Annotated in this window: 16 protein-coding genes and 1 pseudogene; 10 read left to right on the forward strand and 7 right to left on the reverse strand. The window is 71.3% G+C overall.

Annotated elements, in window-relative coordinates; all coding sequences use genetic code 11:
• Positions 1 to 1311: DEAD/DEAH box helicase (locus E3O67_RS00655; RefSeq protein ID WP_135101414.1), on the reverse strand; the 1311-nt coding region annotated here is incomplete at its 3' end.
• A gap of 208 nt (positions 1312 to 1519) precedes the next feature.
• Here E3O67_RS00655 and E3O67_RS00660 point away from each other — a divergent pair.
• The gene (locus E3O67_RS00660) at positions 1520 to 2227 is read left to right on the forward strand and encodes a ferritin-like fold-containing protein (protein ID WP_174776777.1); all 708 of its coding nucleotides are present in this window, start codon (positions 1520 to 1522) and stop codon (positions 2225 to 2227) included.
• A 145-nt stretch (positions 2228 to 2372) separates the two neighbouring features.
• Here E3O67_RS00660 and E3O67_RS00665 read toward each other — a convergent pair whose 3' ends face one another.
• Both E3O67_RS00665 and E3O67_RS00670 read right to left on the reverse strand, forming a co-directional pair.
• Positions 2373 to 2681: a hypothetical protein gene (locus tag E3O67_RS00665; protein WP_135101416.1), complete on the reverse strand. Its 309-nt coding sequence runs from the start codon at positions 2679 to 2681 to the stop codon at positions 2373 to 2375.
• A gap of 6 nt (positions 2682 to 2687) precedes the next feature.
• Positions 2688 to 2912, reverse strand: coding sequence for a DUF3107 domain-containing protein (locus E3O67_RS00670; RefSeq protein ID WP_134427126.1), 225 nt, complete (start codon positions 2910 to 2912; stop codon positions 2688 to 2690).
• Positions 2913 to 3010: 98 nt separating this feature from the next.
• Between E3O67_RS00670 and E3O67_RS00675 the strand changes: the two genes are divergently transcribed.
• Together E3O67_RS00675 and E3O67_RS00680 are read left to right on the forward strand one after the other, a co-directional pair.
• Positions 3011 to 6286, forward strand: a complete 3276-nt coding sequence (locus E3O67_RS00675) for an ATP-dependent DNA helicase (RefSeq protein WP_135101418.1) — start codon at positions 3011 to 3013, stop codon at positions 6284 to 6286.
• Entirely contained in the window at positions 6283 to 9708 is a 3426-nt protein-coding gene (locus tag E3O67_RS00680) for an ATP-dependent DNA helicase (protein ID WP_135101420.1), read from the forward strand. The genes E3O67_RS00675 and E3O67_RS00680 overlap by 4 nt, the downstream gene beginning before the upstream one ends.
• Positions 9709 to 9992: 284 nt before the next feature.
• Here E3O67_RS00680 and E3O67_RS17685 read toward each other — a convergent pair.
• Positions 9993 to 10754 (reverse strand): annotated as a pseudogene (locus tag E3O67_RS17685) (phosphotransferase); the annotation flags it as partial.
• A 90-nt stretch (positions 10755 to 10844) separates the two neighbouring features.
• Here E3O67_RS17685 and nudC point away from each other — a divergent pair.
• Genes nudC through E3O67_RS00710 form a run of 4 tightly spaced genes read left to right on the forward strand, consistent with a single transcriptional unit; the run spans position 10845 to position 14979 of the window.
• A complete protein-coding gene (nudC, locus tag E3O67_RS00690; RefSeq protein WP_134427118.1) occupies positions 10845 to 11813 on the forward strand; it encodes an NAD(+) diphosphatase in 969 nt (322 codons plus the stop codon).
• Positions 11804 to 13519, forward strand: a complete 1716-nt coding sequence (locus E3O67_RS00695; protein ID WP_135101424.1) for an ATP-dependent helicase — start codon at positions 11804 to 11806, stop codon at positions 13517 to 13519. Before nudC ends, E3O67_RS00695 begins: the two co-directional genes overlap by 10 nt.
• A gap of 26 nt (positions 13520 to 13545) precedes the next feature.
• Positions 13546 to 14286 (forward strand): SGNH/GDSL hydrolase family protein, encoded by a 741-nt coding sequence (locus tag E3O67_RS00705; RefSeq protein ID WP_134427115.1) that lies wholly within the window; start codon positions 13546 to 13548, stop codon positions 14284 to 14286.
• 9 nt (positions 14287 to 14295) lie between these two features.
• Positions 14296 to 14979, forward strand: a complete 684-nt coding sequence (locus tag E3O67_RS00710; protein WP_134427113.1) for a nucleoside/nucleotide kinase family protein — start codon at positions 14296 to 14298, stop codon at positions 14977 to 14979.
• 34 nt (positions 14980 to 15013) lie between these two features.
• On the opposite strand, the gene E3O67_RS00715 is transcribed toward E3O67_RS00710, so the two are convergent.
• On the reverse strand, positions 15014 to 15877 hold the full coding sequence (locus E3O67_RS00715; protein WP_135101426.1) for a hypothetical protein: 864 nt from the start codon (positions 15875 to 15877) through the stop codon (positions 15014 to 15016).
• Positions 15878 to 16053: 176 nt separating this feature from the next.
• Between E3O67_RS00715 and E3O67_RS00720 the strand changes: the two genes are divergently transcribed.
• Positions 16054 to 17604 carry an SDR family oxidoreductase gene (locus E3O67_RS00720; protein ID WP_135101428.1) on the forward strand — a complete coding sequence of 517 codons (1551 nt, stop codon included), beginning with the start codon at positions 16054 to 16056 and terminating at the stop codon, positions 17602 to 17604.
• A 76-nt stretch (positions 17605 to 17680) separates the two neighbouring features.
• Positions 17681 to 18241 (forward strand): GDSL-type esterase/lipase family protein, encoded by a 561-nt coding sequence (locus tag E3O67_RS00725; RefSeq protein WP_134427107.1) that lies wholly within the window; start codon positions 17681 to 17683, stop codon positions 18239 to 18241.
• A gap of 44 nt (positions 18242 to 18285) precedes the next feature.
• On the opposite strand, the gene E3O67_RS16730 is transcribed toward E3O67_RS00725, so the two are convergent.
• Positions 18286 to 18453: a hypothetical protein gene (locus E3O67_RS16730; protein ID WP_166786887.1), complete on the reverse strand. Its 168-nt coding sequence runs from the start codon at positions 18451 to 18453 to the stop codon at positions 18286 to 18288.
• A gap of 108 nt (positions 18454 to 18561) precedes the next feature.
• On the reverse strand, positions 18562 to 18840 hold the full coding sequence (locus tag E3O67_RS00730; protein WP_134427105.1) for a metal-sensitive transcriptional regulator: 279 nt from the start codon (positions 18838 to 18840) through the stop codon (positions 18562 to 18564).
• A 97-nt stretch (positions 18841 to 18937) separates the two neighbouring features.
• Between E3O67_RS00730 and E3O67_RS00735 the strand changes: the two genes are divergently transcribed.
• Positions 18938 to 21175 (forward strand): cation-translocating P-type ATPase, encoded by a 2238-nt coding sequence (locus tag E3O67_RS00735; RefSeq protein ID WP_255575479.1) that lies wholly within the window; start codon positions 18938 to 18940, stop codon positions 21173 to 21175.
• Positions 21176 to 21205 lie beyond the last annotated feature (30 nt).

Consider the following 21205-nt stretch of genomic DNA (forward strand, 5'->3'; position numbering starts at 1 on the left):
GGCACCGGAGTGGCCGGCACCGGACCGGCCGGAGCCGGACCGCGCGGAGTCGCCACCCGTGCGGCCCCCGCCGGACCGGCCTGCGCCACCCGTGCGGGCGGCCGAGGCGGCGGTCTCGCGGATCGGCGACGCGCGGAGGCGACCCTTCGACCCGGCCGGGATGTTCAAGTCGGTGTAGAGGTGCGGCGACGACGAGTAGGTCTCCATTGGAACCGGCGTCCCGAAGTCCAGCGCGTTGTTGATCAGCGTCCACTTGTGCATGTCGTCCCAGTCGACGAACGTGACCGCGATCCCGGTCTTGCCCGCGCGGCCGGTGCGTCCCACGCGGTGCAGGTACGCCTTCTCGTCCTCGGGGATGGTGTGGTTGATCACGTGGGTGACGTCGTCGACGTCGATGCCGCGCGCGGCGACATCCGTGGCGATCAGGATGTCCTTCTTGCCGGCCTTGAACGAGGCCATGGCGCGTTCGCGCTGTTCCTGGTTGAGGTCGCCGTGCACGGCCGTGGCGTTGAACCCGCGGTCGCCGAGTTCCTCGACCAGCTTGGCGGCGGCGCGCTTGGTGCGGGTGAAGATCACGGTCTTGCCGCGGCCGTCGGCCATCAGGATGCGGCCGATCACCTCGTCCTTGTCCATGTTGTGAGCGCGGTAGACGAGGTGCTCGATGTTGGCCTGCATCAGACCCTCGTCGGGGTCGGTCGCCCGGATGTGGATCGGGCGGTTCATGAACCGGCGCGCCAGGGCGACGATCGGGCCCGGCATCGTGGCCGAGAACAGCATGGTGTGGCGGGTGGACGGCGTCTGCGAGAACAGCTTCTCGATGTCGGCGAGGAAACCGAGGTCGAGCATCTTGTCGGCTTCGTCGAGCACCATCTCGCTCACGTTGGCGAGGCTGAGCAGGCGCTGGCTCGCGAGGTCGAGAAGACGGCCGGGGGTGCCGACGACGATCTGCGCGCCGGCCTTGAGAGCCTCGATCTGGCCCTCGTAGGCCTTGCCGCCGTAGATGGAGACGACCTTGGTGTTGCGGTTGCTCGAGGCCATCTCGAGGTCTTCGGAGACCTGCACGCACAGCTCGCGGGTCGGAACGACGACGAGAACCTGCACGCCCGGCGCGGGATCGAGCCCGAGGCGCTGGATGATCGGAAGGCCGAAGCCGAGGGTCTTGCCGGTGCCGGTCTTGGCCTGGCCGATGATGTCCTGGCCGCTCAGGGCGAGGGGGATGGTCTGCACCTGGATGGGGAAGGGCTCGATGATGCCTTTATCAGCGAGAGCCTGAACCATGTCCTGGTCGATATTGAGTTCGGAGAAAGTCACGAATTATTGCCTTGTCATTAGCTGGAAGCGGGATGCGCCCGTCTTTTGCTTCGGGCACCTAACCACCGATCCATGCCGATGGCGTGGTCCCACCTTATCGGGCGGCCCTGGGAAGTCTCTTATACCGCACCGCGGCGTGCCGATTCGCGCCGGCGGGGCCGGAACCCGCGGTGCGGGCGCGGCACTGTCCTAAGCTGAGCGTGTGATCATGTGGACTGATCGGCGCGGGAAGCGCGTGGAGGCACCCCGGCAACCGACGCGGCGGGTACGTCAGTCGACCACGAAAGTCGACATTGCCGGCTTCACCCCGGAGCTGCTGCCCTACCTCGGCCAGGCGGCCTACTTCCAACTCGGCATGTTCGAGAACCTTGCCCTGGCCATCTCGTTGTCTCCGGACCTCACCGCGAAGGAGCAGCTGAGCGTCGCCGCCGGCCGGGCCCTCGCCAAGCACCAGGGGCTCGTGGCCGAGATCCGTCGCCGCGGCGGTGAGCCGTCCGAGGTGATGGAGCCGTTCGCGCCCCGCCTCGACACGTTCCGCGGGCAGACGGCCGGCGCCGACTGGTACGAGCTCCTGCTCAGCTGCTATCTCGCCGGGGGGTTGCTCGACGACTTCTTCATCCGGCTGTCCGACGGGCTGCCCGGCGACGTGGGCCCGCGGGTGGCGCACCTGCTCGGCCAGGACGCCGGAACCGAGGTTCTCGTCACCCATCTGAAGGCCGCCATCGGCGCCGCGCCCGCGCTCGGGTCGCACCTGGCCCTGTGGGGACGCCGCCTGGTCGGGGACACCCTGCTGGTCGCCCGCTCGGCCCTGCCGATGGAGGGCATCACCGCCGACGAGTCCCGGATCGAACCGGTGTTCACCGAGCTCATCGCCGCGCACACGCGGCGCATGGACGGGCTCGGCCTGACCGCCTGACCGCCTGGCGGCCTGACCGCCTGGCGGCCTGACAGCCTGACCCGTTCGCCCGCCTGCCCTGCCCGCTTCGCTGCGCTGGACATCCCCTCGGGCATGCCGAAAAGGCGGCCGGCGCCGAAGCACCGGCCGCCTTCGGGGGTCACCGTCAGGCGCCGGTCGGGTGCCCGTCGCGCAGCAGGGTGTGCAGCATCCGCTCGTCACCTGCGGTGCGCGTGCGCACCAGGGCCAGGTCGGCGGCAACGGATGCCAACGCGGTCACCCCGAGGGTGACCCACCAGATCCAGCCTTCATTCCAGGGCAGACCGAGCCAGGTCAGCGCCACCCAGACGGTGGACGCGACCGCCGTGCCGATGGCCGGCACGAGGACCGCGCCGTGCGTCATGCGGCCCGGCAGGGCATACCGCGCGGCGATCCCCAGAACCGCACCGCCGAGGGCGATGAAGAGGAGTTCCACGGTTGCTTAGGCGACGAAGCCGACGCGGCGGGACTCCTCGGAGCCCAGCTCCACGTACGCGAGCCCGACGGTCGGAACGATGTAGACCTTGCCCTTGCTGTCGGAGAGCTTCAGGTACCCGCTCTGCCCGGCGAGGGCGGCAGCAACCGTCTCCTCGACCTCGTTAGCGGGCTGTGAAGTCTCGAAGCCAATCTCACGGGGAGAATTGAAGATGCCAATGCGGATATCCACCAGATGCGCCTTTCGTTGCCTAAGCGCCCAGATTACGACAGAACCGTGCACCGGCCCGACACCGTTCACTGTCGGCGCAACCCGGTAGCTTTGAAAACGTGACAACCCTGGGAATCCCGCTCCGTACCGACCCCGATTCGGTGGTCCTCGACGACTCGCAGCGCGCCGTTCTGGCGCTGGTCGCAGAGCCGCCCCTGACCGTCGGGACCCGCCACCCCGCGGCGGGAGTCAGCGGCGCCGTGATCGGCGCCCCCGGCACCGGCAAGACCACCACGCTGGTGGAACTCGTCGCCGAGTGCGTCCTCGGCCAGGGGTATTCGCCCAGCGAGGTTCTGGTGCTCGTGCCGACCCGTACGGGCGCGACGGCCCTCCGTGACCGGCTCGCACTGCGGCTCGGCGTGCCCACCAACGGGCCGCTGGCCCGCACCGCGAATTCGGTCGCGTTCCAGATCGTGCGGGATGCCGTGGCCCGCGCGGGTGGCCCGGCACCCACCCTGCTCACCGGCGGCGAACAGGACCAGATCATCGCCGAGCTGCTCGAGGGGCACCGGCAGGACCAGGCCGAGGCCGCGCAGGGCGAGGCGCAGGCTCCGCTTCAGCGCACCGCACCGGACTGGCCCGACACCCTCGGCGCCGACGTGCGCAGCCTGCGCGGGTTCCGCACCCAGCTGCGCGACCTGATGATGCGCGCGGTCGAATACGGCGTGACCCCGCAAGCGCTCCTCGACCTCGGCCGCAGCGAGCAGCGCCCGGAATGGGTGGCCGCGGCCGAGTTCATCCGCGGCTACGAAGACGTGAAGGACCAGTCCCGGCCCGGCCAGTACGACTCCACCGAACTGGCCCAGTTCGCCGCGGCCGTCGTGGCCGGGGCGCCGGCCGGTTCCGCGGCGCTCGGCTCCCTCGGCGGCCTGCGCCTGATCGTGCTCGACGACGCGCAGGAACTCACCCAGGCCAACCTGACCCTGCTCGCGCAGTTCGCGGCACGCGGCGTGGGAGTCATCGCGTTCGGCGACCCCGACATCAGCACCGGCTCGTTCCACGGCGCCCACCCGGATGCCCTCGGCCGGCTGGGCACGTACCTCTCCGGCACCGTGCTGCCGACCCTCGTGCTCGACACGGTGTACCGGCACGACGCGGCTATCCGCGGGGTGGTGCGGGGGATCACTCACCGCATCGGGGCCGCGTCCGCCGGCACCCAGCGGTTCGCCGCCAGCGTTCCGGTCGCCGAGCCTGCCCGACCGGTGGCGCCCGCCGAGCCTCTGCAGGAGCCGAACCCCGTGCAGGCCATGCTCGCGGACAGCCCCGCCGACCAGCTGGCCGTGATCGCCCGCCGACTGCGGGAACGGCACGTGCTCGGCGGCATCCCGTGGGGGGAGATGGCCGTCGTCGTACGCAGCGGCTCGCTCGTGCCCTCCCTGTCCAAGGGCCTCGCCGCGCTCGAGGTGCCCACCCAGGCGTCGAGCGCGCAGACCGCGCTGCGCGACGACTTCGCCGTGCGGGCCTTCATCCTCGCGCTCGAGGTGACTCTGGGCCGCAAGCCGCTCGGGCCAGAGGAGGCGACCCTGCTGCTCCGCGGCCCGCTCGGCGGCCTCGACCCGATCACCCTGCGGCGCCTGCGTGCGGCGCTGCGCCTGCAGGAGCTGAACGCCGACCGCAACCGCTCCGCCGACGAACTCCTGGTGGAGGCACTCACCAACCCGGGCCTGCTGTCCGCCATCGACAACCGCACGGCCCGCCGCGCCGCCGGCTGCGGCGAAAGCCTCCGGGCCGCCGCCGTGGAATACGCGGCCGGCGCAACGATCGAGGAACTGCTCTGGGGTCTCTGGCAGCGCAGCGGCCTCGCCCGTGAGTGGAAGGAACAGTCCGCAGGCACGGGCATCGTCGCCGATGAGGCCAACCACAACCTCGACGCCGTGGTGGCCCTCTTCTCCGCCGCGCAGCGCTATGTGGAGCGCACCCCGGCCGCCCCGCCGGTCCTGTTCCTCGAGCACCTCGTCGACACCGACGTGCCCGAGGACACCCTCGCCCCGCGCGCGCTCGGCGACGCGGTCGTGGTGTCCACCCCGAGCGGCCTGATCGGCCGCGAATTCGCCGTCGTCGTGATCGCCGGGGTGCAGGAGAACGTCTGGCCCGACCTGCGCATCCGTGGTTCCCTGCTCGGAGCCGACGACCTGGCCGCGCTCGCCGCCGGCCGCCGCCCGGAGGAGGCCGGTGCCCGCACGGCCGTGCTGCACGATGAGCTGCGCATGTTCGCCCAGGCGGCCAGTCGCGCCCGCACCGAACTGCTGGTGACGGCCATCGACAATGAGGAGAACCAGCCCTCGGTCTTCCTGAGGCTATTGCCGAAGCCCGCGCCGCGAACGGCGGGGGAGCCCGGTGACATCAGCCGCTACCCGCTCTCCCTGCGCGGACTGGTGGGCCGGCTCCGCCGCGACCTGACCCGGGGGACCGCGGCCCAGGGCGACGAGGCCGTGAGCCGGGCCACGGATGCCGCCGCGACCCTGGCCCGGCTGGCCCGGGAGAACGTGGCCGGCGCCGCCCCCGAGCAGTGGTACGGCCTGAACGAACCCAGCTCCGTGCGCCCGCTCAACGACCCGGAGGCCGGCGATGCCCCGGTGCGCGTCTCACCGTCGCGGATGGCCGCCTTCGAGACCTGCCCGCTGCACTGGGTGATCGGGCAGGTCGGCGGCGGCACCTCCAACACCGCCGCGAACCTCGGCACGATCATCCACAAGGTGATGGAGGACTCCACCGACCGCACCCCCGACGCGCTCTGGGCCGGGGTGGAGGCGCGCTGGGGCGAACTGCAATTCGACGCCGACTGGCAGTCCCGCGTGCAGAAGGTCGAGGCGCGCACGCTGACCGACCGGCTCGCGTCCTACCTGCTCGACTTCGACCGCGGCGGCGGCAGCCTGCTCAGCGCGGAGGGAACCTTCCAGCTCGACGTCGACGGCGCCGTGCTCTCCGGCACGGTCGACCGGGTCGAACGGCTCGGCGACGGGCGGGCGGTCATCGTCGACCTGAAGACGGGTCGCGGCGACCCGATCAGCGACGCCGGGGTGGCCGAACATCCTCAGCTCGGTGCCTACCAGCTCGCATTCAACGAGGGGGCGATCGAGGGCATCCCCGCCGGGATGCCGCTCGCCGGAGCACGCCTCCTGATCGTGTCCAGCGGCACCGTCAAGCAGAACTACCGTAATCCCACCCAGCCCACCTTCACCCCGGAGGAGCTCGCGGCCTTCCGCACCCGGGTCGGCCGGGACGCCGCCGGCATGGGCGGCGCCACCTTCCTCGCCGAAATCAGTTCCCACTGCCTCGACCCGCGCTCGCACGGGTCTTGCCGAATCCACGTCATCAAGCAGGTCAGCTCATGAACCAGTCCGTCGCCCTGCTCCCGATCTCGGCCCTCCAGATCGCGGCGGCGCTGGGCATGTTCCCGCCGACGCCTGAACAGCAGGCCGTGATCGAGGCGCCGCTGGCACCCACCCTGGTGGTGGCCGGCGCCGGCAGCGGCAAGACCGAGACCATGGCCAACCGGGTGCTCTGGCTGCTCGCGAACGGGCACGCCCGGCCCGATCAGATCCTCGGCCTCACCTTCACCCGCAAGGCAGCCGGCGAACTGTCCGAGCGCATCCGTGACCGCATCGACCAGCTCGACGCGGAGGGGCTGCTGCCGAAACCGCCGGAGCCCGCGGCGGGCGCGGTCACGATCGATTCCGCCGACCTGTTCGACGCGCCCACCGTGTCGACCTACAACTCGTTCGCCAGCCGCCTGTTCACCGACAACGCGCTGCTCCTCGGGCGCGAACCCGAGTCGGTGCTGCTCAGCGAGACCAGCGCCTGGCTGCTGGCCCGGCGGGTGGTGATCGAGCACGGCGACAACCGGCTCGTGCCCTTCGGCAAGAAGCTCGACGCGGTGACGGATGCCGTGCTTGCCTTCAGCCGCTCCCTCGCCGAGAACCCCCCGCGTTTCGTCCCCGGCGATCCGGCCGCGCCCCACGACCTGGCCGGCCTCGCCGCGGGCTTCGGCTACCTGCGGGACCTGCCCTACGGCAACCCGCGCAAGAAGATCCCGTACGCCTCGGTCGCCGAGTCACTCGCGGCCGTGGAGCCGTTGCCCGTTCTGTGCGAGCTCGCCGAGCGCTACGCCCTGGAGAAGCGCCGGCTCGGGCTGATCGAGTTCTCCGACCAGGTAGCCCTCGCCCTGCAGGTCTGCCAGAAGGTGGAACAGGTCGTCACGCGCTACCGCGACCAGTACCGGGTGGTGCTGCTCGACGAGTACCAGGACACCTCCGTGCTGCAGACCGAGCTGCTGCACACGCTCTTCAGCCGGCATCCGGTGATGGCCGTCGGCGACCCGCACCAGTCCATCTACGGCTGGCGCGGGGCCAGTTCAGCGAACCTGCTGGGCTTCTCGCAGAGCTTCGCCGGCCTCTCCAACCGCGAGTCGCCGTCGATGAGCCTCTCCGTCACCTGGCGAAACCCGGTCACGGTGCTCGACACCGCAAACACGCTGGTGTCTCCGCTGAGCGTCGCGCTCCGGGCCCGGCCAGACGGCATCCAGGTCGACACCCTCACGGTTCCGGCCGGAAAGGCGAACGGCCGGGTCGAGGCGTCGATGCAGGAGACCATCGCCGACGAGGCCCGGGTGGTGGCGGACTGGTTCGCCGAACGCCTCACCCCGGGCAGTGAGAAGACCGGCGCGATGCTGTTCCGGGCCCGGCGCGAGATGGAGTTCTTCGCCGAGATGCTGCGGGAACGCGGTGTGCGCGCCCACGTGCTCGGTCTCGGCGGGCTGCTGTCCACCCCGGAGGTCACCGACGTGGTCTGCGTGCTGCGGGTCGTGCATGATCCCGCCGCCGGCAGCGAACTGGTGCGCCTGCTCGCCAGCGGCCGCTACCGGGTCGGCCCCCGCGACCTGCAGCACCTCGCGGCCGTGGCGCGCTGGCTGGCGGCACACGACTGGGCCCAGCAGGCGGTGACGCAGGAACTCAAGGAGAAGATGCGGGCATCCGTCGCCGTCGACGAGGGTGCCTCGCTCGTGGACGCCCTCGACTTCGTGGCTGCCGCCCCCGAGACCCACGGGCAGCTCACCGGCTTCAGCGACGCCGGCCGGGCCCGGGTGCGGGCCGCCGGCCGCCAGCTGGCCTGGCTGCGTGCGCGGGCCGGCCTGCCGCTGCTCGACTTCGTGCGGCTGATCGAGCAGGAGCTCCTACTCGACGTCGAACTCGTCGCCAACGAAGCCAACAGCCTGGGTCTGGCCAACCTCTACGCGTTCCACGACACCGTCTCCGCATTCCTCGCCAGCGACGAGGTCGGCAGCCTGGCCGGCTTCCTGCGCTGGCTGAGCCGGGCCGCAGCCTTCGACGACATGGGCCCGCGGGTCGAGCCGGGCGAGAGCGGCACCGTGCAGCTGCTCACCATCCACGGGGCCAAGGGGCTCGAATGGGACTACGTGGCCATCCCCAACCTGACCGAGAAGAGCCTGCCGGCACAGACCCGGGAGGGGGCCGGCTGGCTGAAGTTCGGCGAGCTGCCCTACCCGTTCCGCGGCGACCGGGCCGAGCTGCCCGAGCTGGCCTGGCAGGAGCACGAGACCCACCTGTCGTTCGACACCGAATTCCAGGCCTACAAGGAGCAGCTCGCCGCGCGCCACGACGACGAGGAGCGGCGCCTGATCTATGTGGCCACGACCCGGGCGCAGCGGGAGTTGCTGCTCACCGGCTCGTACTGGGGCGGCGGCAGCACCGTGCGCACGCCCAGCCGCTACCTCGAGGAGCTCGCCGAGGCCGGCCTGATCGACGCACTGCCGGAAAGCAGCGCGCACGGCGAGAAGCCCGCCGCCGGCGCGGGCGCCGAGGAGCACTGGCCCTTCGACCCACTCGGCACCCGCCGGCCCCTCGTCGAGGGGGCGGCCGCCCGGGTGCGCGGCGAGGCCGAGACCGAACGCGTCACCCGGTGGTCCGACGCGGTCACCCTGCTGCTCGAGGAACGGATGCTGCGCCTCGCCGGCGCGGGTACCACCCCGCTGCCCACGCGCATCCCGGCGTCCCGGTTCAAGGACTACATCGACGACCCGGTGGGGGTGGCCGACGCTCTCCGCCGGCCCATGCCCGAACGGCCCTACCGGGCCACCCGGCTGGGCACCCTGTTCCACTCCTGGGTAGAGCAGCGCGCCGGCGGAGCGTCGGGCGGTGACCTGATCGACGCGGGCGAGAACGAACTGGACCTCGGCGACCAGGACCCCGATGCGTTCGACCTCGACCTCGATCAGAACCAGCCGCTGGAGCAGGCGCAGCTCGAACGGCTTCAGCGCACCTTCGAGCAGTCGCCGTGGGCGGCGCGGCAGCCCGAAGAGGTCGAGATCGAGATCCACCACGTGCTGGCCGGGCAGGTCTTCGTCTGCAAGCTCGACGCGGTCTATCGCACCGAGACGGGGTACCAGGTGGTCGATTGGAAGACCGGCCGGGCACCGTCGAGCGCGGCGGACCTCGAACTCAAGCAGACCCAGCTGGCCCTCTACCGGCTCGCCTACGCACGCTGGAAGGGCATCGACCCGGAGACCGTCGACGCGGTGTTCTACTTCGTGGCGGACGACACGCTCGTCGCGCCCGACCGGCTCTACTCCGAGGAGGACCTGGTGCGGGCCTGGTCATCCGTTCGGCTGACGGCGGAGTCACCCACGATCTCGATCGCACCGGTGGCGGCATCGTCGGGCGATGACGATGACGAGGACGAGCCCGAGCCGGTCGCGTCGTCGTCCTCGAAGTCGCTGCCGAACTCCGAGAGGTTGTAGGCGTCGGTGTGCATGGCCCCGCCCAGGTCGCGGCGGGGGATGCCGCGCGGCGTGGACTTGAGCATGCTCTCCACCCCGGCGACGTCGAGGACAGGGCCGGTGGGCGGTGACAATGGATGCGACGTGGACTGGTGCACGTTGTCCACCAGTCCGTCGAGCATGGCCACGGCGTCGTCGACGATGCCCTGGTTGCGGGTGTCCGTGCCGTGCAGCAGCCAGCGGGCCAGTTCCAGCTCCGCATAGAGCATCGCCCGCTGCGTGATCCTCGGGTCGTTGCCCTGGCGGGCCGACGCATACGACGCGACGGCGGTTTCGCCGGCCGCCCCGCGGGAGGCGAGCAGCCAGTGCAGGTCGCGGGCCGGGTCACCCACGCTCAGGGCGGACCAGCCGAGAACCCCGGAGACGGAGTCGTCGGCGATCAGGAAGGAGTCGGCCGACAGCGACCCGTGCACCACGCAGGGCGCGAACTGCCAGAGCCCGTCGTCGTCGGTGGCCTGTTCCCAGCGGCGCAGGATCGCGGCGGGCAGGTAGCCCGTGGCGGCCGCCCGGTCGATCAGGGCGATGGTGCCGGTGCGGCATTCCTGGGCGCTCTGCTGCGGCAGTCCGGCGGTGCCGACGAAGGCGGTCGGCAGGGAGTGCACCGCGGCGATGGCCCGCCCGATCGAACCGGACACGCCCGCGTGGCCGGTGAGGGCATCCGCGCCGAACGAATCGCCCTCCAGGAACTCGTAGACGACGGCCCGGGTGCCGCTGAGCGGCGCCTGGCCCACGAACTGCGGCACGTCGAAGGGGAGGCGGCTGCGGTTGCCGACAGTGAGCGCCCGCAGCGCCACCAGGTCGGCGGACTGCTCGGTCTCGGCGGCCTGCGAGGCGGGAACCCGGATGATGAGGGCACGGTCGTCGCGGTCGATCAGCAGCGCGGAATCGAACGCGCCGTTGGCTTCATGGGAACGCGCGACGGAGCCGTGCAGGCGTACCTGGACGACGTCGAGATCGGGAACGGCGGCAGTGGCCAGCGCGGCTAGAGTGAGAGGGGATCTGACCATACCTTCTAGGTTAGGTCGACTTCCCCTCGGCGCGGTTGTTCGCCACGCCTCGACACAACTTCGGCAGTCTGTCCGAGACCGAGGAGCACCATGTCGTTTGCGTTCACATCCCGGCTGCCGCTTTCCCGACACGCGACCGACCGCGACGGTGAGGCGCGCTCCACCCCTGGCCTGCTCGACACGCTGCAGGCGGATGCCGGAACGCGCGTGCTCGCACTCCGGCGAGGCTCCGCTCTGATGGCAGCCACGGGCCCTGTCCGACTGCGCCTGCTGGCGCCCGACCGGGTCCCCGCCGGCGAGTTCCGGCTCTACCTCGGCCGTTCCCTCGCCGAGCAGGTGGCCGAGCCCGTGGGCACCCCGCTGGTCGCGGCCGTGCTGACCGATCAGGAGGCGATGGCGCTCGAACCCGACGAGTCCCTCTGGGCTCCGCTCCGCCAGGTGGCGACCACCCTGTCCGACCGCGACGCGGGACTGTTCACCGAGACGGTCGGCGTCGTGAACTGGCACGCCTCGCACGCCCACTGCCCGCGCTGCGGCACGGCGACCCTGGTCGAGAACGCCGGCTGGACCAGACGCTGCCCCGACTGCGGCGGCCAGGTGTTTCCGCGCACCGACCCGGCCGTGATCGTGCTGATCACCGATGCCGACGACCGCATCCTGCTCGGCTCGAACGCCCTCTGGGAGGGCAACCGCTACTCGCTCCTGGCCGGCTTCGTCGAACCGGGCGAATCGCTCGAGGCGGCCGTCATCCGGGAGATGTTCGAGGAGTCCGGCCTCCGCGTGACCGACCCGGTCTACCTCGGCTCCCAGCCCTGGCCGTTCCCGGCCTCGATCATGTTCGGCTTCACGGCCCGGCTCGCCGACGGGCAGGCTCCGGCGGCACTGCTCCCCGACGGGGAGGAGATCCTCGACCTGCGCTGGTTCAGCCGGGACGAGCTGCGGGCCTCCGGAGACGCCATCATCCTCCCCGGCCGCTCCTCGATCGCCCGGGCGATCATCGAGCACTGGCTCGGTGAACCCCTCGACTTCGGTCCCGACGAGGCGCACGGATGGCGCTGACCGCCGGGTCCCTGCTGGCCGGCCTCGACGACCAGCAGCGGGTGGCGGCCGAAGCGCTCGTGGGTCCGGTGTGCATGCTCGCCGGCGCCGGGACCGGTAAGACCCGGGCCATCACCCACCGCATCGCCTACGGCGTGATGACCGGGGCCTACTCGCCGACCCGGGTGATGGCCCTCACCTTCACGGCACGCGCCGCCGCGGAGCTGCGCGGCCGGCTGCGGCAGCTCGGCGCCGGCGGCGTCGCCGCCCGCACGTTCCACTCGGCGGCCCTGTCCCAGCTGAACTACTTCTGGCCGCACGTCGTCGGCGGCCAGGCGCCCCGCATCCTAGACGGCAAGGGCCGCCTGCTCGGGCACGCCGCCGAGACCCTCAAACTCAAGCTGGACACGGCCACCCTCCGCGACCTGGCCGCCGAGATCGAATGGCGCAAGACCTCCGGAATCGGCATCGAGGCCTACGGGGCCGGCATCGCCCGGCGCAGCCTGCCCGGCCGGCTCGACGTGGACCAGGTGCTGGCCATGATGGAGAGCTACGAGCGTCTTAAAAACGACCGCAAGCAGATCGACTTCGAGGATGTGCTGCTGGCGATGGCCGGGATGATCGAGGCCGAGCCATCCGTCGCCCTGCAGGTGCGCGAGCAATACCGCTTCTTCGTGGTGGATGAGTACCAGGACGTCTCCCCGCTGCAGCATGACCTGCTCTCGCTCTGGCTGGGGGAGCGGCGCGATCTCTGCGTCGTCGGCGACGCCAGCCAGACCATCTACTCCTTCGCGGGCGCCCGCAGCGACTACCTGCTCGACTTCCCCAAGCGCTGGGAGGATGCCACCGTCGTGCGCCTCGAGCAGAACTACCGGTCGACGGGTTCGATCGTCGCCACCGCCAACCAGCTCATGCGCGGGCGCGCCGGCGCCCTCACCCTGCGCGCCCATGCCAGCGAGACCGGGGACGAACCGGGGGTGCGCGAGTACCCGAGCGACATGGCGGAGGCCCGCGGCGTCGCCCAGCACATCGTCGAGCTGATCGAGGCCGGCACCCGCCCGGAGGACATCGCCGTGCTGTTCCGGGTGAACGTGCAGGCCGCCATGCTCGAAACCGCCCTCGGGGATGTGGGGGTCAGCTACCAGATCCGGGGGTCGAAGCGGTTCTTCGACCTGGCCGAGGTCAAGCAGGCGGTGATGCAGCTGCGCGCGGCATCCGTGTCGATCATCGGCGAACCCCTGTTCAAGTCGGTCAGCGATGTGCTGCGCTCCCTCGGCTGGAGCCAGAGCGCGCCGGAGGCCCAGGGCGCGGTGCGCGACCGGTGGGAGTCGCTGAACGCGATCATGGGTCTGGTCGACCAGGCGGCCCCGGAGACCACGTTCCGCCAGTTCACCGACGAGCTGATGGAGCGCCAGGCCGGCCAGCACGAGCCGACGGTGTCCGCGGTCACCCTGGCGACGCTGCACTCCGCGAAGGGACTCGAATGGGACGCCGTCTTCCTGATCGGGCTATCCGAGGGGCTGGTGCCGATCAGCTACGCGGGAACCTTCGAGCAGATCGACGAGGAACGCCGGCTGCTCTATGTGGGCATCACCCGCGCCCGTAAACGACTGTCCCTCAGCTGGTCGGCCGCGGGCCATCAGCAGCGCAGCCCCCGGGAGCGCTCCCGGTTCCTGGCCGAGATCGGCGCCCGCGGCGTGCGTGCGCCCGGCGCCCGCCGCGCCTGACCCAAGGCGCGGGGTAGCCTCGGGGCGTGCCCACTTTCCCGTTCACGCGCCTGGCCGCGGTTCCCTACGCGCCGCTGCTGGTGACGCAGGCGCGCCGGCTGCGCCGCGAAACGCCCCGGCTGCCCGACGCCGCCCTCCCGTGGACCGGGTCCCGGCCCGGCCCCGACCCGCTGCGCATCCTCGTGCTTGGCGACTCGACCGCGGCCGGTGTGGGCGCCGAGACCCAGGCCGAGGCACTGCCGGGCTGGATCGCCCACGAGGTGTCCGAACGTTGGGGCCGGGGCAGCACCTGGCGGGCGATCGGCGAGAACGGCGCCACGGCCCGAGACGTGCGCGCGCGCTTCCTGACGGATGCCGCCGCCGTGCCCTTCGACCTGGCCCTGCTGACCATCGGCGCGAACGACGCCCTGGGGCTGCGCTCTCGGAACGCCTTCACGAACGACGTGCGCCGGATCGTGCTCGCCCTCCGGGCCGCGGCGCCGCAGGCGGCCGTGCTCGTGTCGCTGATGCCGCGTTTCGACCGGTTCGCGCTGCTGCCCGAACCCCTCCGCGCCACCCTCGCCCGGCACGCCGCAAGCCTCGACACCGGCGCCCGCCTGGCCGTCGAGGGTCTCGACGGGGTCGTCGCGATCCCCACCCCGCCGCCCTACGTCGACGGCTTCTTCGCCAGCGACGAGTTCCACCCGAGCGCCCTCGGTTACCGCCTCTGGGCCGAATTCGTCTTCGACTCCGCGCCGGGCCTCCGACTCGACCGCCCGGCCGGCTGAGCGCCTCCGATGGCACTGCTCCGCACCCTCGACGAGGTCGCTCTGGCCGTCCGGGCTGCCGAAACCCGACGCGGGCGGGCGACGGATGCCGGCCCGCGCACCCTCGTCGGCTTGGCCGGCGCCCCGGGGTCGGGAAAGTCGACCGTGGGGGAGGCGCTCGTCGCCCGGCTGAACGCCGGTGCCCGTCCTGCCGGCGCCGCCGCCGTCGCACTGCCGCGCGCGCAGCTGGTCTCGATGGACGGCTACCACCTGCCGCAGGCCCGCCTGGTCGAACTCGGCCGTCGCGACCGGATGGGAGCGCCCGACACGTTCGACGTCGACGGGTTCCTGGCGCTGCTGCGGCTGCTCCGGTCGGCCCGGGGCACCGTGGTGGCGCCCGGTTTCGACCGGGAGGTGGAGGAACCGACCCCTGGTGCCGTGGCGATCGGCCGGGAACGGAGCCTCGTGGTGGTGGAGGGCAACTACCTGCTGCATGACGAGGGTGGCTGGGCCGCGGCCCGGCCGCTGCTCGACCTGACCCTGTTCGTGGGGCTGGAGCGGGGCATCCGTCTCGGCCGGCTGGTGGCCCGGCACGAGCGCTTCGGCAAGACCGCGGCGCAAGCCCGAGCCTGGGCGCTCGGTCCCGATGAGGCCAATGCGCGGCTGATCGAGCGCACGCGCGGGCAGGCTGACCACGAGATCCGGCTCGCCTGACCACGAGCCTGAGCCTGAGCGGCGCGGACCACGGTCACACCGGGTCGGAGGGGCGCCCGGCCTCGCGCAGCGCGGTCACGTTCCCAGGTACGATGCGGCAGCCGCACCGCTCATGCGGCCGGTAGCCGCGCCGTTTCAGCGCGCCGGACGCCGTGTCGAGGACGAGCGCGGTCTCCGTCAGGGTGGATCGCCCGAGGACGAGCCGGTCGTGGCTGATCCCGGCGACGAGGGCGGCCACGTCGATGCCGGCCCGCGGGGTCTCCGTGGGCGCCCGGCGGCTCAGCAGCTGGCAGGCGACGGCCGCCCACGACGGGTCGGATTCGAGGTGCGCCAGTTCCAGGCAGTACAGGCAGGGGCCGACCCCCGGCTCGACCAGCGGTCCGATCCGAACCTCGCTGTCGCTGAACACCACGGGCAGGTGCGGGATGTCCCGGCGCAGCCAGCGCCCATGCCGCTCCGGTTCCAGCGCGTAGTGCCCCACGACCACGGCCAGCCCGGTGCCGGGGTGCCCGGCCGCGGCCAGGGTCAGACCCAGGGTGCCGATCAGGGCGCGGATCAGGTCCGCCGTGAGCCCGTTCCCGTCGACACAGATCCCGGGCGGCGGCGCCGCCACCGCCGGTTCGGGCAACCGGGCGGGTCCGGGAACGGTCTCCGCGGTGACCAGCAGGGCCGGCCGCAGGGCGCGGAGCAGTGCCAGGACGGCCTCGTCGGAGGCCCCGCCCTCCCGCCCGATCATCAGCGCGCCCGAGCGGGGCACCCCCACGGACAGGGCCGCGAGCACCCGCTCGAGCCCCGGGCTTCGCGCGGTGATCACGGCGAGCGGTCGGTCGACGCCGACCTGGATGATGTCGGGCGAGCGCCAGACGACCGGATACCGAGGGTCAAGTCGAAGTGTCATCCGGCGATGATGTCGCACCCGGCGCGGGCCCGCGCAAGTCATCCACAGCCCCGGTCCCCAGGCCCGGTCCCCAGCCCCGGTCCACAGCCCAGGTCCCCAGCCGGGGCGGCGTCGTCGCGTGCGGCCGTTTGCCTGATCCTCGGCGTCAGTCCAGCATCCACCCCTAGGCTTTCGCTATGACGACGCAACGACGTGTGCTTGTGACCGGCGCCACCGGGTATATCGGTGGCCGGCTCGTTCCCCTGCTACTGGAAGCCGGCTACGACGTGCGCGTACTCGTGCGTACGCCTCAGAAGCTGAAGGATGTCCCGTGGGTCGATCAGGTGGAGGTCGCCGAGGGTGATCTCGGGGATCTGGCCAGCGTTCGGGCGGCCGTCGCCGGGGTCGACGTGCTCTACTACCTGGTGCACTCGATGGGTACTCGCGGCGACTTCGAGAGCACGGAACGCCTCGCGGCGAAGAACGTGGCCACGGCGGCCGCCGAGGCCGGGGTCTCCCGCATCGTCTACCTGGGCGGGCTGCACCCCGCCACCGAGGAGCTGTCCCAGCACCTGCGCTCCCGGGCCGAGGTCGGCCGCATCCTGCTGGCGTCCGGCGTGCCGACGGCCGCCCTGCAGGCCGGGGTTGTCATCGGCTCCGGCTCCACCTCATTCGAGATGATCCGGCACCTGACCGACGTGCTGCCGTATATGCCGGCGCCGCAATGGGTGCGCAACAAGATCCAGCCGATCGCCGTGCGCGACGTGCTCTACTACCTCGTCTCCTCGGCGGAGCTTCCCGCCGACATCAACCGCACCTTCGACATCGGCGGTCCCGACGTGCTGCGCTACGGCCAGATGATGAACGGGTACGCCCTCGAAGCGGGCCTCCGCCAGCGACCGATCGCGTCCCTGCCCGTGTTCACGCCCTGGCTCGCGTCGCAGTGGGTCAACCTGGTCACGCCCATCCCGCGCAGTCTGGCCGTGCCGATCATCGCCAGCCTGCAGAACGACTGCGTGGTGCACGAGCGCGACATCGACGGGTACATTCCCCAGCCGAAAGCGGGTCTCACCGGCTACCGCACCGCCGTGCGCCTGGCACTCGGCCGCATGCGCGACGGCGACGTCGAGACCAGCTGGCGGAACGCGTCGATCGCGGGCGCGTCGAGCAACCCGCTGCCCAGCGACCCCGAATGGGCCGGGCACCTCGTCTATACCGACCTCAAGGAGAAGCACACCGCCGCGAAGCCGGATGACCTGTGGCGCGTGATCGAGAGCATCGGCGGCGACAACGGCTGGTATTCGTTCCCGCTGGCGTGGGCCATCCGCGGCTGGATGGACAAGCTGGTCGGCGGGGTCGGGCTGCGCCGTGGCCGGCGCAACCCCGACCACCTGCACACGGGCGACGTGCTGGACTTCTGGCGGGTCGAGCGCATCGACACCGGCCGCTTCCTGCGCCTCCGCGCCGAAATGCGCGTTCCCGGCCGGGCCTGGCTCGAGATGACGGCGGATCCGGTGGAGGGCGGCGGTTCGGTCTACCGTCAGCGGGCCGTCTTCTTCCCGCGGGGCCTGGGCGGTCGGCTGTACTGGTTCGCGATCTTGCCCTTCCACGGCGTCATCTTCAACGGCATGGCCAACCGGATCACGGCGGCCGCCGTCGGGGAGGCCGCCGTGGAGGCGGCCGTGACGACCGCGGGCGCCGCGACTGCTTCAGCAGCGGGCCCTCCGGTCGCCGACCGCGCCGCCTGAGCCGTGACCCGACCTCGCTGACCTAGCCGGCCTTACACGGGCGAGGCATGATGGAGGGGGTTGCGAGGGAGAAGTGATGTCGTCATCCGTTTTGTTCATCGGTGACGGTTTCACCGCGGACGGCAACTGGTCGGACTGGCTCCCTGAGTACGACGTGCGCAATCTCGGGGCCAACGGGCACACCACGGATGAGGTCGTCGCCGAACTCGACCAGGTCGTCGACCGGCAGCCGGACGCGGTTGTGGTGGCGGTCGGCACGAACGACCTGGGCTGGCACCGGTCGGACGAGTACGTCGTGCGCAACATGGAAACGGTGCTCTGCATGCTGCGCAAGCGCCTGCCGGCCGTGCGCATCCTGGTCGTGTCGGTGCCGCCGCGCGAAAGCGAACTCGCCGACACCGTGCGCTCGATCAACCGCCACCTGCGCCAGTTCGCGCCGACCCTGCACGCCCAGTACCTGGACCTGTGGACACGGCTGGCCCGGCCCGACGGCGAAATCGACGTGGCGTACTCGGATGACCGATTGCACCTGAACGACGCGGCCTACGCGGTCTGGGTGAGCGAACTCAAACCCGCACTCGAGATCCTGTTCCAGCGCCCGCCGTCGAGCAGCGCGATCCCGATCCAGCAGATCTGACGATCCAGCAGATCCGGCGCGGCGCGGACCCGACGGCGGCGGTGCTAGTGGGTGGGGAGGTGCGCCGTGACCTGCTCGTGGGGCTCGAGTTCCGGCTGGCGCTCACGGAAGAGATTGAGCTGGCGCTGGCGGTATTCGCCGACCAGATCCGTGATGTCGTGGTGATCGGCGTGGCCGGGGTTGTGCACGGGGGAAGCAGTGTCTGAAGTCAAGGGGATAACCAATTCGTCTCGGGGGGAACGATCGATGCCACGGTTCGGAGCATTCAGAGACGCTATGTGATTCCACCGGTGATGTCAACGCGGCCGGTGCCGTCGGCGTCAGCCTCGGTTGTTGTTCAGCTCGAAGACCTTGAGCAGCTCCGTGATGGCAGTCTCCCTCGCCTCGCCGCCGGCCTCGAACATCTCGGTCACGTGGGTCTGCAGGTGGTTGTCGACCAGGAGCTTGTTGAGAGAGCCGAGCGACTTCTGGATCGACAGGGACTGGGTGAGGATGTCGATGCAGTAGTCCTCGTTCTCAATCATCTTCTCCAGGCCGCGCATCTGGCCCTCCAGAATGCGGGCACGGTGCAGGGCACGCCGTTTGATGTCTTCGATCATGGGATCACAGTACCGTGAATCGGAATACCCCCAAGGGGTATTCTGTTCTCTACAGGGAAGCTGTTTCGGGCCGCCTGTCCCGAGCGAAAGGACTACCGTGTCGAACACCGTCGACCTCTCCATCGAGGGCATGACCTGCGCGAGCTGCGTCGGCCGCGTGGAAGGACGTCTCAACGGCGTGGACGGCGTCACCGCCCAGGTCAACCTCGCCACGGAGCGAGCCCGGGTGACGTACCCCGAGGGGGTCACCCCCGCCGAGCTGATCGCCGAGGTCGGCAAGGCCGGCTACCAGGCGGCCGTGGTCGAACCGGCATCCGTCCGTCGAACGGCGCCGGCCGAGACGAAGGGCCCGTCGACCCCGCTGCGCATCCGCCTCCTGGTCAGCGCCTCGCTCTCGGTGCCCGTCATCGTGCTCGCAATGGTGCCGGCCCTGCAGTTCGACTACTGGCAATGGCTGTCGCTCGTGCTCGCCGCCCCGGTCGTGGTCTGGGGCGGGTACCCATTCCACCGCGCCACCGTCACCAACCTCCGCCACGGCGCCGTCACCATGGACACCCTGATCACCGTGGGTACACTGGCCTCCTTCGGCTGGTCGCTCTACGCGCTCTTCTTCGGCATGGCCGGCATGACCGGCATGCGGCACTCCTTCGAGTTCACGATCAGCCGCGGCGACGCCTCCGGCAACATCTACCTCGAGGTCGCCGCCGGCGTGATCACCTTCCTGCTACTCGGGCGCTACCTCGAGGAACGGTCGAAGAAGCGGGCCGGCTCGGCCCTGCACGCCCTGCTCGACCTCGGCGCGAAAGACGTCACGGTCGTGCGGGAGAGCCCGAGCAACCCCGGCAACCTGATGGCCGCCACCCGCACCGAGCAGAGCATCCCGATCGACGCTCTCTCCGTCGGCGACCTGTTCGTGGTGCGTCCGGGCGAGAAGATCGCGACCGACGGCGTCGTGGTCGATGGCCAGGCCGCCGTCGACCTCAGCATGATCACCGGGGAGTCCGTACCGATCGAGGTCGGCCCGGGCGACGAGGTCGTCGGCGCCACGGTCGCCCAGGGCGGCCGCCTCCTGGTGCGCGCCACCCAGGTCGGCGCCGGAACGCGCCTGGCCCAGATGGCGAAGCTCGTCGAGGATGCCCAGCTCGGCAAGTCAGACATCCAGCGCCTCGCCGACCGGGTCGCCGGTGTCTTCGTGCCCGCGGTCATCCTGCTGGCACTGGCCACCTTCGTGGTCTGGATCGCCACCGGCAGCCCCGTGGAAGCCGGCTTCACCGCCATGGTGGCCGTGCTGATCATCGCCTGCCCCTGTGCTCTCGGCCTGGCCACCCCCGTCGCGCTGCTGGTGGGAACCGGCCGGGGCGCCCAACTCGGCATCCTGATCAAGGGCCCGGAGGCTCTCGAACAGACCCGGAAGGTCGACACCATCCTGCTCGACAAGACCGGCACCCTCACCACCGGGCGGATGTCCCTGCGCCAGACCACGGCCACCGGCGACGCCGGCACTGCGCTGCGCTACGCGGCGGCACTGGAGAGCGCCTCCGAGCATCCCATCGCCCGGGCCATCGTCGCCGCGAACGCGGGAACCGGGGGAGCCGCCGCGCCGCTGCCCGAGGTGACCGGATTTCGGGCCACCGCCGGCCTCGGCGTCTCCGGCACGGTCGAGGGCCACGCGGTCCTCGTCGGCCGGCCCTCGCTCTTCCCCGGGCCGCTCGAGGCGCGACTGACCCAGGCCATCGAGTCCTCCACCGGCACCGCCGTCGTGGTCGGCTGGGACGACGAGGCGCGAGCCGTGCTCGACATCGCCGACACCGTGCGATCCGAGGCCCCGGCCGCGCTCGCCGAGCTCGTCTCGCTCGGGCTGACCCCGATCCTGCTCACCGGCGACAACGCCCGCACCGCCGGGGAGGTGGCCGCGGCCGTCGGCATCGACGAGGTCTTCTCCGGCATGCTCCCCGAAGACAAGGTCGCCACGATCCGGCGCCTGCAGTCCGAGGGTCGGGTCGTCGCCATGGTCGGCGACGGCGTGAACGACGCCGCCGCACTCGCCCAGGCCGACCTGGGCATCGCCCTGGCCACCGGCACCGACGTGGCCATCGAGGCCAGCGACGTCACCGTCGTTCGCGACCACCTCGGCACCGTGCCCGACGCCATCCGGCTGTCCCGCCGCACCCTGCGCGTGATCAAGGGCAACCTGTTCTGGGCCTTCGCCTACAATTTGGCGGCGCTTCCCCTGGCCGCGTTCGGCCTGCTCAACCCGATGATCGCCGGAGCCGCGATGGCGTTCTCCAGCCTGTTCGTGGTGCTGAACAGTCTGCGTCTGAACACGTTCCGGTAGCAGGCCGCCCCGGCGGGCCGCTGAGTAGAG

Source organism: Cryobacterium sp. TMT3-29-2 (assembly GCF_004564305.1).
GTDB classification, from domain to species: domain Bacteria; phylum Actinomycetota; class Actinomycetes; order Actinomycetales; family Microbacteriaceae; genus Cryobacterium; species Cryobacterium sinapicolor.

Bases quoted from the DNA above. Each gene is read 5' to 3' on its own strand.
- E3O67_RS00660 (WP_174776777.1), top strand. From the start codon at position 1,520: ATGTGGACTGATCGGCGCGGGAAGCGCGTGGAGGCACCCCGGCAACCG.
- E3O67_RS00680 (WP_135101420.1), top strand. From the start codon at position 6,283: ATGAACCAGTCCGTCGCCCTGCTCCCGATCTCGGCCCTCCAGATCGCG.
- nudC (WP_134427118.1), top strand. From the start codon at position 10,845: ATGTCGTTTGCGTTCACATCCCGGCTGCCGCTTTCCCGACACGCGACC.
- E3O67_RS00695 (WP_135101424.1), top strand. From the start codon at position 11,804: ATGGCGCTGACCGCCGGGTCCCTGCTGGCCGGCCTCGACGACCAGCAG.
- E3O67_RS00710 (WP_134427113.1), top strand. From the start codon at position 14,296: ATGGCACTGCTCCGCACCCTCGACGAGGTCGCTCTGGCCGTCCGGGCT.
- E3O67_RS00715 (WP_135101426.1), bottom strand. From the start codon at position 15,877: ATGACACTTCGACTTGACCCTCGGTATCCGGTCGTCTGGCGCTCGCCC.
- E3O67_RS00720 (WP_135101428.1), top strand. From the start codon at position 16,054: ATGACGACGCAACGACGTGTGCTTGTGACCGGCGCCACCGGGTATATC.
- E3O67_RS00725 (WP_134427107.1), top strand. From the start codon at position 17,681: ATGTCGTCATCCGTTTTGTTCATCGGTGACGGTTTCACCGCGGACGGC.
- E3O67_RS00730 (WP_134427105.1), bottom strand. From the start codon at position 18,840: ATGATCGAAGACATCAAACGGCGTGCCCTGCACCGTGCCCGCATTCTG.